Here is a 15,453-nt window from a genome sequence, read left to right as displayed (position 1 = left end):
CTATCGCATACCCAATTTGCTGAAGCGTCGAAAGACGAGTCGGCACACCGAATTTCTTGACGACCATAGAGCGTTGGAACCACCTGATCCCATCCCGAACTCAGAAGTGAAACGATGCATCGCCGATGGTAGTGTGGGGTTTCCCCATGTGAGAGTAGGTCATCGTCAAGATTAAATTCCGAAACCCCAATTGCGAAAGCAATTGGGGTTTTGTTTTGCCTGCAGGAAAGTTTTTTACTTAGCCTGCGAACAAATTTGCACAGTTATTTTCGAATCAGAACACTAGAATAGCCCCTTCTTTTTCGGAGCCAGAGCCTTTATGTCAGAGTCGGTTGACGCCCCCGGGCTGTCAGATTTACCGCTGGAAGACCTGGTGGCCTGTCACGAGTGCGACCTGCTGATGCGCAAGCCCAAGCTTGCCCACGGCGAGAAAGCCCTGTGTCCACGCTGCGGTTACGAGTTGTATGCCCACCGCCATAACGTGGTGCAGCGCAGCTTGGCACTGGTCATCGCGGCATTGCTGTTGTTCGTGCCCGCGAACTTTTTACCCATCATGCAGCTCAATGTACTCGGACAGTCGTCGCAGGACACCGTCTGGAGCGGTGTGGTCGGGCTGTTCAATACCGACATGCGCGGCGTTTCCGTCGTTGTGTTTCTCTGCAGCATGGCGATTCCGTTACTCAAGTTGCTCTGCCAGTTATTCGTATTGCTGACGATCCGTTTCAACGTCGGGCGTAGCTATGGTTTGCTCCTGTATCGCATTTATCACCACCTCAAAGACTGGGGAATGCTTGAGGTTTACCTCATGGGCGTATTGGTGGCGATCGTAAAACTGGCAGACATGGCGGCCATCACTGTCGGCCTTGGTCTTGCGTGTTTCGTCGGTTTGTTGTTGGTTCAGGTCTGGCTGGAAGTGGTGATGTCACCGCATCAGATCTGGCAGGCGCTCTCAGGAGAAGACCCCCATGCGGGCGATTGATGCGGGCATTCTGATTTGTGCTGAATGTCACGAGTTGAACAGGCAGGAAAAAGGCTCAGAAGAGCAAACCTGCACCCGCTGCGGGGCGATGGTTCATGCCCGGCGTCCGAATAGCCTGGCTCGAACCTGGGCATTGCTGATCACCGCGGCGATTATCTATATTCCGGCCAATGTGCTGCCGATCATGACCGTCAGTTCTCTGGGGCAGGGTGATCCGAGCACGATCATGTCCGGTGTCATCCAGTTGGTGCAGCACGGCATGATTCCAATCGCCGCCGTGGTGTTTATCGCGAGCATCCTGGTGCCGACCTTTAAACTGGTAGGTATCGCGCTGCTGTTGTTTTCGGTGCAGCGACGCCAGCCATTGTCTGCACGACAGCGGATCTGGATGTACCGCTTCATCGAGTTCATCGGTCGCTGGTCGATGCTCGATATCTTTGTGATCGCCATTCTGGTGGCGGTCGTCAACTTCGGCCGGCTTGCCAGTGTCGAAGCCAACCTTGGCGCCATCGCCTTCGCCAGTGTGGTGATTCTGACGATGCTTGCCGCAGTAACTTTCGATCCCCGACTGATTTGGGATAACACGGAGTCGGACGACGACCATGACTGATTTGCCTGTAGCGAAAACCCGACCGGCCTCCAACTGGTCTGCGATTTGGGTACTGCCCTTGATTGCCCTGATCATCGGCGGCTGGCTGGGCTGGCGTGCCTATAACGAAACCGGCATCGAGATTCAGGTGCGTTTCGAAAGCGGTGAAGGCATCCAGGCCAACAAAACCGAGGTCATGTACAAAGGTATGTCGGTCGGTAAGGTGAAGACGCTGAAGCTCGATGACGAAGGCAACTCCAAAGGCGTGATCGCCACGGTGGAGATGAATAAGGACGTCGAGCAATACCTCAAGACCAGCACCCGTTTCTGGCTGGTGAAACCGAGCGTGACACTGGCCGGTATCACTGGCCTGGAAACCTTGGTCTCGGGCAACTATGTCGCCATCAGCCCGGGTGAAGGCGAACCGATCCGCAAGTTCAAGGCACTGGCCGAAGAGCCGCCGCTGTCGGATTCCAAGCCTGGTCTGCACCTGACCATCAAGGCAGATCGCCTCGGCTCGCTGAACCGTGGCAGTCCAGTGTTCTACAAGCAGATCAAAGTCGGGCAGATCAAAAGCTACGTGCTCTCCGAAGACCAGAGTACCGTTGAGCTCAAAGTGTTCATCGAGCCGACCTACGCCAAACTGGTGCGCAAACACACGCGCTTCTGGAATGCCAGCGGCATCAGCATCGACGCCAATCTGTCTGGGGTAAAAGTACGCAGCGAGTCCCTGGCGAGCATCGTCGCCGGCGGTATCGCTTTCGCTACGCCGGAGAACCGCAAGGACAGTCCGCCTACCGATCCAAGCCTGCCGTTCCGTCTCTATGAAGACTTCGACGCCGCCGCTGCCGGCATTCGGGTGAAGGTCAAACTCAGCGACTTCGAGGGCCTGCAGGCTGGCCGTACGCCGGTCATGTACAAAGGCATTCAGGTCGGTAACCTGAAAGCGTTGAAAATCGATCCGGATCTGAACAGCGCCACGGCTGAGCTTACTCTTGACCCTCTGGCTGAAGACTATCTGGTCGATGGCACGCAATTCTGGGTGGTCAAACCGTCGATTTCTCTGGCCGGGATCACCGGTCTCGAAGCACTGGTGAAAGGCAACTACATTGCCGTACGCCCCGGCGACAAGGGTGGCGCGCCGAAACGCGAATTCGAGGCCCGGCCAAAGGCGCCGCCACTGGATCTGCGCGCGCCGGGCCTGCATCTGGTGTTGTTCACCGACGTTCTGGGTTCGATCGAAGTCGGCAGCCCGATTCTGTACAAGCAGGTCAAGGTCGGCTCGGTACAAAGCTATCAGTTCTCCAAAACCAAAAAACAACTGGTGATTGGCGTCCACATCGAGAAGGAGTACGAAAATCTGGTCAACGCGTTGACCCGTTTCTGGAATGTCAGCGGCATCACCCTCACCGGTGGCCTGACCGGTGGGATTCAAGTGAAGAGCGAGTCACTGCAGACGCTGATGGCCGGCGGTATCGCGTTCGAAACACCGCAAGCCAAGGCGCCGTTGCAAAAGCGTATTCCGCGTTTCCGTCTGTTCGCCAACCATGACGAGGCCAATCAGAAAGGCACCGTGGTGACGATCAAGGTCGACCGCGCCGATGGGTTGCGTCCGGGCACGCCGATTCGTTTCAAAGGGCTGGATGTCGGCAAGATTGAAGACGTCGATCTGACCGATGACCTGCAATCGGTCATGATCACCGCGCGAATCACTGAAGTGCCGGAGCGCATTGCGCGGGTTGGCAGTCAGTTCTGGGTGGTCAAACCTGAGTTGGGTCTGATCAAAACCCAGAATCTGGAAACCCTGGTCACCGGGCAATACCTGGAAGTGCAACCCGCGGCGAAGAACCTCGGCCCGCAGAAGAACTTCATCGCGCTGGCCAATCCACCGGAGGTGTCCAGGCAGGAGGCCGGTTTGAGTCTGGTGTTGAGTGCGGCCCGTCGTGGTTCGCTCAAGCCAGGGGTGCCGGTGACCTACCGTGAAATCACCGTAGGCAAGGTCACTGGTTATGAACTGGGGCAGACTGCCGACCGGGTATTGGTGCACATTTTGATCGAGCCGAAATACGCGCCGCTGGTGCGCAGCGGTACGCGGTTCTGGAACACCAGCGGTGTCGGTTTTGACATCGGTCTGTTCAAAGGTGTGACGGTACGCACGGAGTCACTGGAGACGGCGATTCAGGGGGGGATCGCCTTCGCCACGCCGGATGGCGAGCGCATGGGCAACCCGGCGCGGCCTGAGCAGACGTTCCCGTTGTTCGACAAGTTCGAGGATGAGTGGCTGAGCTGGGCGCCGAAGATTCCACTCGGTAAATAATCCGGGAAATATGAGGCGTCGTTGAGGGCGCCTTCGCGAGCAGGCTCGCTCCCACAGTGGATGAGTGGTGCACACAACGTTTGTGTTCGGCCCGAAATCCTGTGGGAGCGAGCCTGCTCGCGAAGGGCATCAACACAAATCCCAGCCATGAAAAAGGGCCGCGATCCAATTGGATCGCGGCCCTTTTTTTGCCTTCAGCTAACGCCGATCAAACCGCATCCAGCTCCGGTTCATCCGCTTCAACATTGACGCTGGCTTTCACCGCGTCATGGCGACGGATGTACTTCCAGTCCGCCTCGTCAATGTAGATGCCCGCCGGGCCGCTGCCGCCTTCCAGGTCGATGGCGACACTGGCGCAGACCTGCGGCTTCACGCTCGCCAGAATCGGCACGAAGCCCAGTTGCAGGCTGGTTTCCAGCAGTGCCGCCTGGTTCTTCTCGTCGATGTCCGCCGCCTCGTCGAGGTAGTACGGCAGACGCACGCGACCGGCCAGGTCACGGTCCATCAAGTGCAACAACAGGTACATGTTGGTCAGCGCCTTGATGGTCATGGTCGTACCGTTGGACGCCGCGCCGTCAATGTCGGTGTGGATCACCGGCTGACCGTTGACCTTGGTGATCTCGAACGCCAGTTCGAACAAGTCCTTGAGACCGAGCTGGTTGTGGTTCGCCGCCACCAGCCGTGCCAGGTACTCCTTGGCCTCTTCGTTCTTGTTGTCTTGCTCGGCACTCTGGCTCAGATCGAACACCGACAGGGTTTCGCCTTCTTCGTACTGACCGGCGCTGTGGATGATCTGGTCGATGTGCTTGAGCGCTTCCTTGTTCGGCGCGAGCACGATGCGGAAACTCTGCAGGTTGGACACCTGACGTTTGTTGATCTCGCGGTTGAACAACGCCAGTTGATGCTCGAGGCTGTCGTAGTCGCTGCGGATGTTGCGCAGGGTCCGCGCGATGTCGGTGACCGCCGCACGACGGGCCTTGCCCAGGGTCAGCGCTTCATCAGTACGGTGCGCGTACGCGTTGATCAGCAGTGACAGGCGGCGTTCCATATCGTCTTCGCTGTCAAACTTGGCCACACCTTTGAGGCGCACTTGTGCGTACAGCGCTTCAATCTGACCGTCGGCGCGCAGCAGGCCCTGCCAGCTGTCCTGATAGTCGTTGAGCAGCGGCAGCAGGTTGTCCATCGAGTCGTTGACCGGATCCATGAACGGCGTGCCGAACGGCAGATCCGCCGGCAGCAACTGACGGCGGCGCAGAGCGTCGTCGAGGGTGCGTTGCTTGGCTTCCATGTCGGCGATCTGCCGGCCGACCAGTTGCAGCTTGGCCGACAGTTGCTGGACGCGCTCAGTGAACGCATCGCTGGAGCGCTTGAGTTCATCCTGCGCGCCTTCCATCTGCGCCAGTTGTTCGAGCTTGTCGCCTTCCTCGGCGCTCAGGGTCTGAGTGCGACGGAAGTCTTCCAGCGCTTTCTGCGCGTCCAGCACTTGCTGGTACAGCGCTTCGGTCTGGGTCTTGCTCGCAGCGCGGTCGGCGGCTACAGCCTGTTGGGTTTTCAGCTGCTTGAGTTCTTTTTCCAGACGCTCTTTCTGATCGCGCAATGCCGCGCGGTCGGCCAACGCCTGCAGAGCCGGCGGCTCGATGTGCGAGATGTCGATCGACAGGCCCGGTACTTCGAAACGTTCACCCTTGAAGCCATCAAGGATCAGCTCGACCGATTTCACCCACTCGCCATCATCGTCGAGGGTGATGCCGTGTTCGCCCAGCGGCAGGCTGAACAGCGCGCTGTTGAACAGACGCATCAGACGCTCGACGTCTTGCTGCGAGAACTCTTCGCGCAGACGAGCGTAGCTGTTGTTGTCGGCGTGATCGAGTTGCTGCTTCACCGACTTCAGGCGTTTTTCCAGATCGCGCACGCGCTCTTCCAGATCCTCGGCGCTGAACTGACGCGATTGCGCCAGGGCACCCGCCAGTTCGTCGTGGGCGTCCTTGGCCGCGAGCAATTGTTGCTCCAGCACTTTGACGTCATCGACCAGCGCGAAGCGGTTCTTCAGTACCGACAACTCACCGAGCCAGCGCTGGATACCGGAAATTTCCCGCTCCAGGCGCATCAATTCCTGGGTGCCGCCGCGCTGATCGTTTTGCAGGCTGTCCTGCTCGCCACGGTAATGGTCAGCCTGAATCGTCAGCTCTTCCTTGCGCGCACTGGCGTAGTCCGACCAAGTGCCAAGCAGCGAATCGAGCAGCGGCGACAGGCGATGCAGTTTGCCACGCAGCACGTCGCGCTGTTTCACGCCGTTGGCCAAGGCTTCAACCAAGGGGCCGGCCGCGACCAGCGAGTTGTAGTCCTGCTCCATCCGGCGCACGTCGCGGAAGGCTTCTTCGCATGCCGCAATGTAATCGACGCTGCCGGAACGCAGGCTGTGTTCGAAGGCATCGAGGAACAACTGTTTCAGTTTGGCCGCGGTGATTTCGCGCATGTGCAACAGGTTGATGAACAGCGCGCGGAAGGTCTTCAGGCTTTGCTCGCTGGTGGAGCGCAGCGGGATCAGGGTCAGGTCGAGCGGGATCGACGTGTGACCGCCAACCAGCAAACGACGCAGTTCATCCGGCTTGAGTTCGTAGGCTTTCAGGCCTTCTTTCTCAAGGTTGCTGAACAGCTCTTTCTGACGCAGGCAGGTGTCGTTCTTCTGGTAGTGCGCCAAGTCGAGCTTGCCGGCGTAGGCGAAGAACTGGTGACCGAAACCACCGCCCGGGCCGCGGCCGACCACGCCGATCACGTGCGGGCCGTGCGGCAGATTCACTTCGACGAGGATGTAACTGGTGTCGGACGCAAAGTAGAAGCGCCGCGATTGTTCCAGGCTGTACTTGCCGAAACTCATGTCCGACATGCGCGCCAGAATCGGAAACTGCAAGGCGTTGATCGACGCCGATTTACCGAGGTTGTTCGCGCCATAGACCGACAGCGGTTCTTCCAGCGGGAACAGGCCGAGGCTGTAACCGGCGGTGTTCAAAAGGGCAAAGCGGCGGATGCCGTAGCGTTCCTGGCTCATGCGTCGGACTCCTGTTCTTCGGCAATGGCGCGGGCCAGTGCGTCTTCTTCGCTTTCTTCTGCAAATTCGGACAAATCAAGCGGATCGTCGGTTTCGAGGAATTTGGCTTCGGCTTCTTCGTCGATCAGCACCGGCGCCGGCAGCGGCAGAACGCTGTGCACGCTGGCCGCCAGGTCGCGGTCTTGCTGCACCGACAGGCAGACGTCGAGGAAACGGTGCATCGGCGGCAGGAAGCGGTACACGCCGTTTTCTTCGCTGGCAAAACCGAGCTGAGTCATGCGGCGCATGATCTTTTCTTCGAGTTCTTCAACGGTCTGCACTTCGGCCTGGATGAACAGGTCGCGGTATTTCTCCAGCAACGATGGCAATTCTTCGCGACCGAGGCTGCCGCCGTCGAGCACGGCGATCGGGTCGCGGCCCTGGTCGGCCAGATGCTCGACGAGAATGAACGTGAACAGCGCCAGACGCTGGGCAGTCTTGTTCACCGCCGCAGCGGCCATGTCCGGTACGAAGTAGTAGAAACCACGGGTGTCGCAGACCAGTTCAAACCCCAACGCCTTGAACAGCGTGCGGTACTGATCCTGGAAGTTCGACAGTTGTGCGTACAGCTCCGGGTCGCGGCGGCTGACGTGGTAGCCCTTGAACAACTCGCGAAAGATCGGTGCGAGTTGCGACAGTTCGGAAAGATCAAGATGCATTGGGGATGCTCGCAGAATCCTCGGCGGCAGAGTCGCTGGCCGAGAGCAGGGCGAAGGAGCGCAGGCTGACCTGGTGCTCGTGAGTGTGGTATTCGCGGCGTTCCAGACGCTCGCGCTTGAAGCGTTTTTCCCGCGACAGGCGCGAGAACCAGTAGAGCAATTCGTCAGTGGCGCCGTCCGGTTCCTGCTCCAGCAGCCAGTTCATCAGATCCGGCATTGGCAAGGACTCTTCGCAACGCTCGACCATCTCGCGCACGGTGCGTGGCGCACGTGGGGCATCACCGGTTTTTTGCGTCTTGTGCGCCTTGGGGAAGCGTGCCGGTTTCGGCTCGAAGCGCGCCAAAGCGTAGACGTAGGCTTCGACCTGACTGGCGCTGCCGAGGAAGGTGCTTTGCGGCCGGGTGAACAGTGGCATCGCCGCTTGCGGCACGGCATCGATGCCTTTACGGCGAATCGCCGCCAGCGCCAGCGCGGCACCACGGGTCACGGCGTTGTGTCGGCGCGCTTCTTCACGCAGCGGCAGCAGCAGTTCGCGGGCATGACGCAGGGTCAACTGGGCGCTGGTCTGCATTTCGAGGATGCGCGCGTGGGTGCGCAGCAGCATGTCGTCATCGACCAGATGGCCGAGACGCTGCTGTTCGCTGAGCATCTTCAGCAGCACGGTTTCAACCTTGCGCACGCCTTGTTCGAAGGCGCCGTCGGCGTTCACCAGATCGATCATCGGCTCGACGTATTCGTCCCACGTCGCCAACACTTCGGCGTAACGCTGACGCAGCGGAATCTGTCGATCGCTGGTCTTCGCGCGTTCGGCCACGGCCACCAGTGCCTGCTCGTCGTTATCGAGCTTTTTCAGCACGTCACGCACGCGCATGTCGAGCAAGCGCAGCTGGCGGGCGAGGTCATGGCCGTCGCGAATGTCAAACGCGTCCTGAATGTAACCGGCCAGACGTTCGAGGTGGCGCAGGTAGGCTTCAATCTCCAGGCACAGGCCCAGGCGGTGCTCACGGCGCAGGTAGGCGAGGAAGTCGTGAATCTGTGCGTTGAGCTCGAAACGGTTCGGGCTTTTCGCGACAGGAATCAGAATATCGAGGCGAATCCACACGTCGAGCAGGCTGGTGATGTCCTGCGGCGTGCTGTCCAGTTGTTGGGCGGCCAGTTGCGTGCGCAGTTCGTTGAGGCTCAGGGTGCCTTGGTCGAAGTGCTCGCACAGTGGCTCCAGAAGTGCCCAGTGTTCAGCGAGGGCGCGCAAGACGCGCTTGGGTTCGATCATCGGAATGGCCGGCTGGTTGGCGATTAAAAGCCGCGATTGTACTGCATCACGAAGGATGCGATTCACTCTCGGGGACGGGCTGTCGCTTTCTTTAGGTCAAGTCTATCGATCAACAACGGGCGATCTTGAGCGAAGGGCGGTAGAATCAGCGCACTTTCAGTTATCCACAAGTGGCCGACCTTTGCTTATCGAGTCCCGCCGCCGCGCCTATTTGAACGCCATGCAGGTGGTCAACTGGCTGCCGCGCACCGAATTGCCTTTCGCCGCACCGTCGCGGCCCGAGCTGCTGGACATGCCCGAGCCTGAGCCAGAGGTCGCGGTGATGCCGGTTGTGCAGGCCGAAGCGGCGGTACAACCTGCCGCCCGTCCGGTAGAACGGCCGAAAATCGAAGTGCCGCGCCCCTCGCTCGCCAGTACCCGCAATGGCGCCAAGCCAGTGGAGGAGGTCGAAGAAGCGCCGGTCGTCGTCAAGCCCGCGCCGGTGCCACCACCGCGTTTCGCCCTGCAATTGCTGCGGGCCGGGGCTTGCCTGCTGCTGGTGGAGTTACCCACAGGCGAAGCGTTCCAGAGCCGCGATCCGGCCTATCTGCTGCTTAAAGACATGCTGCGTGCCGCCGGTCTGCCGGACGCGCCACAAATCGTCGGCGAGCCGGTGCGCTGGCCGTGGCTGAACCGCGGCACCATGGATCAAGGCCCGGAAGCCGCGCGCGACTTCGTGCAGGGTTTCCTCTCGGTACAAATGGAAGCGGCGCCTTGCGCCTGCCTGTGGCTGATCGGCCTGCCGGCAGTGCGCTTTGCCGGTGAAGCTGACGCCGAAGCGTTCAACAGTGAATTGCAGATTGAAGGCCTGGGCCTGGCCTGGGCCATTCCGGGTCTGGAATTGTTAATGGAAGAGCCACAGCGCAAGGCCGCTGTGTGGCAAGCCATGCGTCGGCTGATGGCGCGCTGGAAACCATCGAATGAGTGAAGCTGTATCGTTCCGCCCGATGACCGAGGCGGACCTGGACGCGGTATTGAAGATTGAATACGCGGCGTACAGCCATCCCTGGACCCGCGGAATTTTTCTCGACGGGCTGGGCAAGTACCAGATCTGGCTGATGTTCGAAGGCCAGCAGCAGGTCGGCCACGGGGTGGTGCAGATCATTCTGGATGAGGCGCACCTGCTGAACATTACGGTCAAACCGGAGAATCAAGGACGCGGGCTGGGCCTGACATTGCTCGAACACTTGATGTCGCGGGCCTATGCGGCGCAGGCGCGAGAGTGCTTTCTGGAAGTGCGTGACAGCAATACGGCGGCGTTCAAGCTGTATGAGCGCTATGGCTTCAACGAGATTGGCCGGCGTCGGGATTATTATCCGGCAGTGGGCGGGCGTGAAGATGCCGTGGTCATGGCCTGCACCTTGGTTGATTAAGCGTTAAAAGCTTCGCGAGCAAGCCCGCTCCCCCAGGGATTTGAGTTGTGCCTCAAATCCCTGGGGGAGCCGGCTTGCTCGCGAATGCGTCCTGACAGGCAATACAGATCAGCGGTTGCCGTCCAGCGGATCACGCCGCGCCAGCTCCGCTTCATCCAGACCATTGCCGCCGCCGATGTCATCCTCGTCGACAATGCTCAAATCCCAATCTGCCTGATTGCCTTCTCCGGCCTCTTCGGCATCGCGGGCGCCGTCTTCATGAATCAGCGTTTCCGGGCTCATATCATCGTCGGTGGGTTCATGGTCAGCGGTCGATGCGCCGGTAAACCCGGCCTCGCGCACTCGCTCGTCGGGCATCAGTTGCTCGCGTTCGCGCTCCGGAATCTCGTCGCCGATTTTCGCGCTGGGTTCGTCTTCATCGAAATCCAGCTCATGCACCGAGCCCATGCGGTCTTCGTTATCATCGATGGGTTCCGGTTGCACCGCATCGTACGGACGTCGTGAATCAGTCATGGCAATTCCTCATACTGTGGGCCTTACTGAGTGGACTCACCGGGCACACGAGAATTCCAAAGAAAAACACCTGCGGTTCTTGCGTGACCCCGACGTGCGGTCGTCTGTCATACCAGCGCATCTTTCTTGAGGCCTTACACCATGCACGACTTACAAGACCTGATTGATAACAACGAGCGTTGGGCTGACGCGATCACCAAGGAAGACCCGGATTTCTTCGCCAAGCTGGCGCGCCAGCAAACCCCTGAGTACCTGTGGATCGGCTGCTCCGACGCGCGGGTGCCGGCCAACGAAATTGTCGGCATGCTGCCGGGCGATCTGTTCGTACACCGCAACGTCGCCAACGTGGTGCTGCACACCGACCTCAACTGCCTGTCGGTGATCCAGTACGCGGTCGACGTACTCAAGGTCAAACACATCCTCGTCACCGGCCACTACGGTTGCGGCGGTGTGCGCGCGTCGATGCAGGATCGCCAGTTCGGCCTGATCGACGGCTGGCTGCGCTCGATCCGCGATCTGTACTACGAAAAACGTGAAGAGCTGGCGAAGCTGCCGACCGAAGAAGAACAGGTCGACCGGTTGTGCGAACTCAACGTCGTCCAGCAAGTGGCCAACGTTGCCCACACCAGCATCATCCAGAACGCCTGGCATCGTGGGCAGAGTCTGTCGATTCACGGCTGCATCTATGGCATCAAGGACGGTCGCTGGAAAAGCCTGAACACCACGATCAGCGGTTTCGAGCAACTGCCGCCGCAATACCGTCTACGCCCCGTCGGAGCGTTGTAAGACCGATCAGTGCGCACGCCGCCAGCGCTGCAGGAAGTGCTGGCCCTCGATACTGGGTGGGTCATCGTAACCGGTGACCCACCCTCGACAGCGTGGCCCGCCGCAGGTACAGGCAAACTGCTGCAGCAGGCGATCTTCGGTGGCGGCGAAGTCGATGGTCAGGTGCTCTCCCGGGTGAATATCGCGCAGTGCCCAGAGCCACAGTTCGCTCATGTCGAGGAACACATTCGGGTCGCAGGCGTGTTCGAGCAGCCCGCAAAAGCGCGGGTCATAGATATGGATCCCGGTCAGTAGCTGACGGGTCTGGCGACAGCGATAGGGCAACAGTTGCCCGGAAATACGGCACATTCGGGTGATGCGCAAGAACTCCCGGCGTGCCACCACTGCGGCGTGCCCCTGTTGATCCTGAACGATTTCGAAATCGAGCGTAGAAGGGAAGCCGAGGCGCACGGGCAACCTGGCGAATGGGTAGATGCCTGGCGTATCGGGAGGTAGGCGGTGCCGATGTGCGTGATTGCCCATAACGTTCCCTGTCATCAAGTGTTGTGACTTGCGTGGCCTGACGTCCTGTCAGTGCCGCAACCCGGTTTTTTGGATCCAATCATTTCTCGAATGCCGCATAGCGTCTACTGTCAGATCTGACAGGCGAAAAGAGCTGCTTCCCGCGTCAGCATTGACTGACACGAGAAGCCTTTTCAGCAGATCAGAGGTGGGGGGCAGGCACCGCAGTGGCCGGCAACTCGCCCTTGAGCTGTTGCAGCTGCGCCTTGATCGGCGTGGTCGAGCATTTCGCGGCCGCTTGTTCCGGGGTCAGGTTGCGGATCGAGGTGTAGAACAGCTCGCAGGTCTTGACCTTCTGCGTCACTTGCCAGGTCTGCGTGCAGCTGTTGAGCAGGGTTTTCGGGTCGGTGCCCGGTTTGCTGCCCATCCCGGCCTGCCAGCAGGCCGCGCTCAAGTCCTGGCCCATGACCTTCAGCCCGGCGGCGTCAGCCTTGGCTTCATCGCCGTTGTAGCTGGCCGGGTCAGCGGCGTACCAGATGTAGCTCGGATGGTTCGAGCCCAGCACCGGCACATTCACCCCGGTGCTCGGGCTGATGGTTGCCAGCCCCAAAACGCCGACAGTCGGCCCGTATTGCTGCTTGATCCAGTTACGCACCGGTGCGCCGAATGCGACCATCGGCAGGGTGGTGCCGGCGCTGGTCTGGCTGAACTGCTTGACCAGTGTGGTCTGGTAATCCTTGAAGTAGTCGTAGACCCCCTCCAGATCACTGCCGGCATTGGACGGCGCCGCGATCGGCGCGATGTCGATGATGGTTTGATAGGCCGGGGTCTGATCAGCCGGGATGCCGTTGTCGGTCAGCAGCGTGGCCCAGCGGTCGGTGGTGTTCGAGCGCAGGTAATCCTGTGCCTGGGTCAACGAATAGTCCGGCGGGAAGTGCAGCAACTCGACGCTCTTGCGATTTTCCAGGGCCATGCCCAGCGGCAGGAACAGGTACCAGCTGTAAGCCCATTTGCCATCGGCGTTGAGCTTGCTGGCGCCGTTGTAGGCCAGATCGCCGGCGTCGAGCAGTGCCGACAGCGGCTTGTCGTAGCCTTTCGGTACGCCGCTGATTTCGACATGGATCTGCCCGTTATCGTTCTTCACCAACACCTTGGCATTGGCGTAACCGTCGCGTTGCACGCTCTGGCTCAGGTAGTGGGCGACGGTTTGCTCCAGCGACCAGTTGCGATAGCAGATCACGCTGCAATTGTTGGGGTAGGCGAAGAGACGGGTGACGCGCTCGGTGCTGCCCAGTTTCAGGTCGACATCGGCGTGGGCCGCCGCGCTCAGCGTGAACGCGGCGAGCGCCAGTGCGGTGGGGGTAAGTCCTGCGAGTTTGAACATGCTCAGATCCTTTTCAGCGTGGGTTCCCCGTGATGTCGGGGCGCTTCATATTGGATCAGCCGTGGTGCACAGAGAAGCCGTCATTCACGGTTTTTTGCGTCAGCCCGCAGGGCTTGGTTTCAGGCCTGGAAATGCAGAGCGTTGGTCAAGTCGCCCATGGGTTTCTGGCCGCGGGCGATCATCGCCTCGTCACGCTGCTTGAGACCATCCAGGGTTTCGAGCTGGAACACTCGAGTGATCAGGCGCAGGATCGACGCCGTGTCGTAGACCGTGTGATCCACCGTGCCTTTGCGGGCAAACGGCGACACCACCAGCGCCGGCACCCGCGACCCTGGCCCCCAGCGATCGCCTTTGGGCGGTGCAACGTGATCCCACCAGCCGCCGTTTTCATCGACGGTGACGACCACCACCATGTTTTTCCATTGCGGGCTTTCGCGCAGCACCTTAAGGGCACGGACGATGTGCCGGTCGCCGGAAGCCACGTCGGCATAACCGGCGTGCATGTTCAGGTTGCCTTGGGGTTTGTAGAAACTCACCGCCGGCAGCTTGCCGGCCTCGGCATCGGCGAAGAATTTGTTGGTGCTCGACTCGTCCCCCAGGCCGGCATCGCGCAAGCGTTTACTGCGCTCTCCGGGCCTTGCTGCTTGAAGTAGTTGAACGGCTGGTGGTGATATTGAAAGTTGGGAATCTTCGGAATGCCGCCCGAGTCCTTGTATTGCTCCAGCGTCGCTTGCCACGCACCGGCGTACCACGCCCAGTCGATGCTCTTCTTCGACAGCTTGTCGCCGATGTGCTCGTGGGTTTGCGGCACCATCACATTGGGCAGATCGGCTTTTGAGTATTCCGGACGCTCCGGATCACGAATCCACGTCGGCCAGTACGGTGGCGCGAGGGTGTTCACACCAAAACCGTCCGGGGTCAGCGCGCTCGGGCCGAACTGCGGCGGACCGGTCATGGCGCTGGCCGGCGATTGCTCCAGCGGTTTCAGGCGCGGATCGGCCGGGTCGGCACTTTGCAGGGCGGCGATCTGACTCTTGGCCACCGAATTGGCTGCGTCCGGATAGAACGGTGCGGTGGCGCTGATCAGGTATTGGTGGTTGAGGAACGAGCCACCGAAAGCACCCTGGAAAAAGTTGTCGCACAGCACGAACTCCCGGGCCACGTCCCACAGACGCAGGGAATAACGGCTCTGGGCGTAGTGGCCCATGGTCAGGCCGCCGGAGTCGGCCCACGCGACGAAGCCGTCGTTCTTGCCGCCGTTGATCTGCATCTGGTTCTGATAGAACACGTGCCACAAATCGCGGGTGACCAGACCGAACGGCAAGTCTTCGGCATTCGGGCCTTTGAGGGCGAACGGCGCGTTGGGCAGATTCTCCTGAAACTGGGTGGCGCTGGGGTAGGTCACGCCATCGAGGGTTTGCGGACCGATCTGCAACACCCCGCCCCAGACAGGCGGCAAAGCCTGCAGCAGGCTGCCGTCGCGGTCACGTTGTTGATAATCGGCAGGCTTGAGGGCAGACAGCGGCTTTTCGACACCGGGAAAATCACCGAACAGGTTGTTGAAGCTGCGGTTCTCGGCGTAGATCACCACCACGGTTTTCACCTGGTCACGCAGGGCCTTGTCCAGCTCGGTCGGCGTCAGCGGGCGTTCGGCCGGTTTGCCCGGCTGATCGCTGGCGTTACCGCAGCCAGCCAGCGTGGCGCCCACACCCAGAACAGCGACTCCGCCGAGGAAGCGGCGGCGACTGGTGTCGGTGGGGTTGTCGGATTCAGGTGCGTCAGTGCCGTCTGTTTCGTCTTTCATCTGTCAGCCCGTTTTGCTTAATTGTTTCAGTTTGTTTCGGGCGGACGCTAGCAAGCGAATGTGACGTTTGGGTGACAATTTGAAGCGGGCGGTGCACCAGTGTGCGAACGAGCTTGCTCGCGAATGCGCTGTATCAGTCACATCACTGGTG

Annotated in this window: 12 protein-coding genes, 1 rRNA gene and 1 pseudogene; 7 read left to right on the top strand and 7 right to left on the bottom strand. The window is 60.2% G+C overall.

The features are described 5' to 3' along the window. The first annotated feature begins 55 nt into the window (after positions 1-55). From rrf to AC0J41_RS21895, 4 genes are all read left to right on the top strand, one after another. Positions 56-171 (top strand): 5S ribosomal RNA (gene rrf, locus AC0J41_RS21910). A 148-nt stretch (positions 172-319) separates the two neighbouring features. Further along, positions 320-979 (top strand): paraquat-inducible protein A, encoded by a 660-nt coding sequence (locus AC0J41_RS21905; protein WP_025109385.1) that lies wholly within the window; start codon positions 320-322, stop codon positions 977-979. After that, entirely contained in the window at positions 966-1,589 is a 624-nt protein-coding gene (locus tag AC0J41_RS21900) for a paraquat-inducible protein A (RefSeq protein WP_473013598.1), read from the top strand. Before AC0J41_RS21905 ends, AC0J41_RS21900 begins: the two co-directional genes overlap by 14 nt. Beyond that, entirely contained in the window at positions 1,582-3,885 is a 2,304-nt protein-coding gene (locus AC0J41_RS21895) for a PqiB family protein (protein WP_473013597.1), read from the top strand. Before AC0J41_RS21900 ends, AC0J41_RS21895 begins: the two co-directional genes overlap by 8 nt. Positions 3,886-4,093: 208 nt before the next feature. On the opposite strand, the gene mksF is transcribed toward AC0J41_RS21895, so the two are convergent. From mksF to mksB, 3 genes are read right to left on the bottom strand one after another with little or no spacing between them, the layout of a single operon-like run. Further along, positions 4,094-6,934: an Mks condensin complex protein MksF gene (gene mksF, locus AC0J41_RS21890; protein ID WP_473013596.1), complete on the bottom strand. Its 2,841-nt coding sequence runs from the start codon at positions 6,932-6,934 to the stop codon at positions 4,094-4,096. Then, positions 6,931-7,632: an Mks condensin complex protein MksE gene (gene mksE / locus AC0J41_RS21885; RefSeq protein ID WP_473013595.1), complete on the bottom strand. Its 702-nt coding sequence runs from the start codon at positions 7,630-7,632 to the stop codon at positions 6,931-6,933. Before mksE ends, mksF begins: the two co-directional genes overlap by 4 nt. Continuing rightward, complete coding sequence (mksB, locus tag AC0J41_RS21880; protein WP_473013594.1) at positions 7,622-8,902, bottom strand: Mks condensin complex protein MksB; 1,281 nt, start codon at positions 8,900-8,902, stop codon at positions 7,622-7,624. Before mksB ends, mksE begins: the two co-directional genes overlap by 11 nt. 220 nt (positions 8,903-9,122) lie before the next feature. Between mksB and AC0J41_RS21875 the strand changes: the two genes are divergently transcribed. Together AC0J41_RS21875 and rimI are read left to right on the top strand one after the other, a co-directional pair. Further along, entirely contained in the window at positions 9,123-9,869 is a 747-nt protein-coding gene (locus tag AC0J41_RS21875; protein WP_025109379.1) for a hypothetical protein, read from the top strand. Continuing rightward, positions 9,862-10,314: a ribosomal protein S18-alanine N-acetyltransferase gene (gene rimI / locus AC0J41_RS21870; RefSeq protein ID WP_025109378.1), complete on the top strand. Its 453-nt coding sequence runs from the start codon at positions 9,862-9,864 to the stop codon at positions 10,312-10,314. Before AC0J41_RS21875 ends, rimI begins: the two co-directional genes overlap by 8 nt. Before the next feature lie 108 nt (positions 10,315-10,422). Here rimI and AC0J41_RS21865 read toward each other — a convergent pair whose 3' ends face one another. Next, positions 10,423-10,827 carry a serine kinase/phosphatase gene (locus AC0J41_RS21865; protein WP_473013593.1) on the bottom strand — a complete coding sequence of 135 codons (405 nt, stop codon included), beginning with the start codon at positions 10,825-10,827 and terminating at the stop codon, positions 10,423-10,425. Between the two features lie 141 nt (positions 10,828-10,968). Between AC0J41_RS21865 and can the strand changes: the two genes are divergently transcribed. Next, positions 10,969-11,613, top strand: a complete 645-nt coding sequence (gene can / locus AC0J41_RS21860; RefSeq protein WP_003228196.1) for a carbonate dehydratase — start codon at positions 10,969-10,971, stop codon at positions 11,611-11,613. 6 nt (positions 11,614-11,619) lie between these two features. Here the strand turns inward: can and AC0J41_RS21855 are convergent, their stop codons facing one another. The 3 genes and pseudogenes from AC0J41_RS21855 to AC0J41_RS21845 all read right to left on the bottom strand — a co-directional run bounded on the left by AC0J41_RS21855 (position 11,620) and on the right by AC0J41_RS21845 (position 15,302). After that, positions 11,620-12,135: an SET domain-containing protein-lysine N-methyltransferase gene (locus AC0J41_RS21855; protein WP_473013592.1), complete on the bottom strand. Its 516-nt coding sequence runs from the start codon at positions 12,133-12,135 to the stop codon at positions 11,620-11,622. A gap of 181 nt (positions 12,136-12,316) precedes the next feature. Beyond that, the gene (locus AC0J41_RS21850; RefSeq protein WP_473013591.1) at positions 12,317-13,498 is read right to left on the bottom strand and encodes a hypothetical protein; all 1,182 of its coding nucleotides are present in this window, start codon (positions 13,496-13,498) and stop codon (positions 12,317-12,319) included. Between the two features lie 119 nt (positions 13,499-13,617). After that, positions 13,618-15,302: pseudogene (locus AC0J41_RS21845) on the bottom strand (acid phosphatase). Between the last annotated feature and the right edge of the window lie 151 nt (positions 15,303-15,453).

It is taken from the genome of Pseudomonas sp. Arb-4-2C (genome assembly GCF_055755015.1).
Note: the sequence above shows the minus strand (reverse complement) of the source record. Positions and strands in the feature narration are given on the sequence as shown.

Coding starts and splice junctions, on each gene's coding strand:
- AC0J41_RS21905 (WP_025109385.1), top strand. CDS start 320: ATGTCAGAGTCGGTTGACGCCCCCGGGCTGTCAGATTTACCGCTGGAA.
- AC0J41_RS21900 (WP_473013598.1), top strand. CDS start 966: ATGCGGGCGATTGATGCGGGCATTCTGATTTGTGCTGAATGTCACGAG.
- AC0J41_RS21895 (WP_473013597.1), top strand. CDS start 1,582: ATGACTGATTTGCCTGTAGCGAAAACCCGACCGGCCTCCAACTGGTCT.
- mksF (WP_473013596.1), bottom strand. CDS start 6,934: ATGAGCCAGGAACGCTACGGCATCCGCCGCTTTGCCCTTTTGAACACC.
- mksE (WP_473013595.1), bottom strand. CDS start 7,632: ATGCATCTTGATCTTTCCGAACTGTCGCAACTCGCACCGATCTTTCGC.
- mksB (WP_473013594.1), bottom strand. CDS start 8,902: ATGATCGAACCCAAGCGCGTCTTGCGCGCCCTCGCTGAACACTGGGCA.
- AC0J41_RS21875 (WP_025109379.1), top strand. CDS start 9,123: ATGCAGGTGGTCAACTGGCTGCCGCGCACCGAATTGCCTTTCGCCGCA.
- rimI (WP_025109378.1), top strand. CDS start 9,862: ATGAGTGAAGCTGTATCGTTCCGCCCGATGACCGAGGCGGACCTGGAC.
- AC0J41_RS21865 (WP_473013593.1), bottom strand. CDS start 10,827: ATGACTGATTCACGACGTCCGTACGATGCGGTGCAACCGGAACCCATC.
- can (WP_003228196.1), top strand. CDS start 10,969: ATGCACGACTTACAAGACCTGATTGATAACAACGAGCGTTGGGCTGAC.
- AC0J41_RS21855 (WP_473013592.1), bottom strand. CDS start 12,135: ATGGGCAATCACGCACATCGGCACCGCCTACCTCCCGATACGCCAGGC.
- AC0J41_RS21850 (WP_473013591.1), bottom strand. CDS start 13,498: ATGTTCAAACTCGCAGGACTTACCCCCACCGCACTGGCGCTCGCCGCG.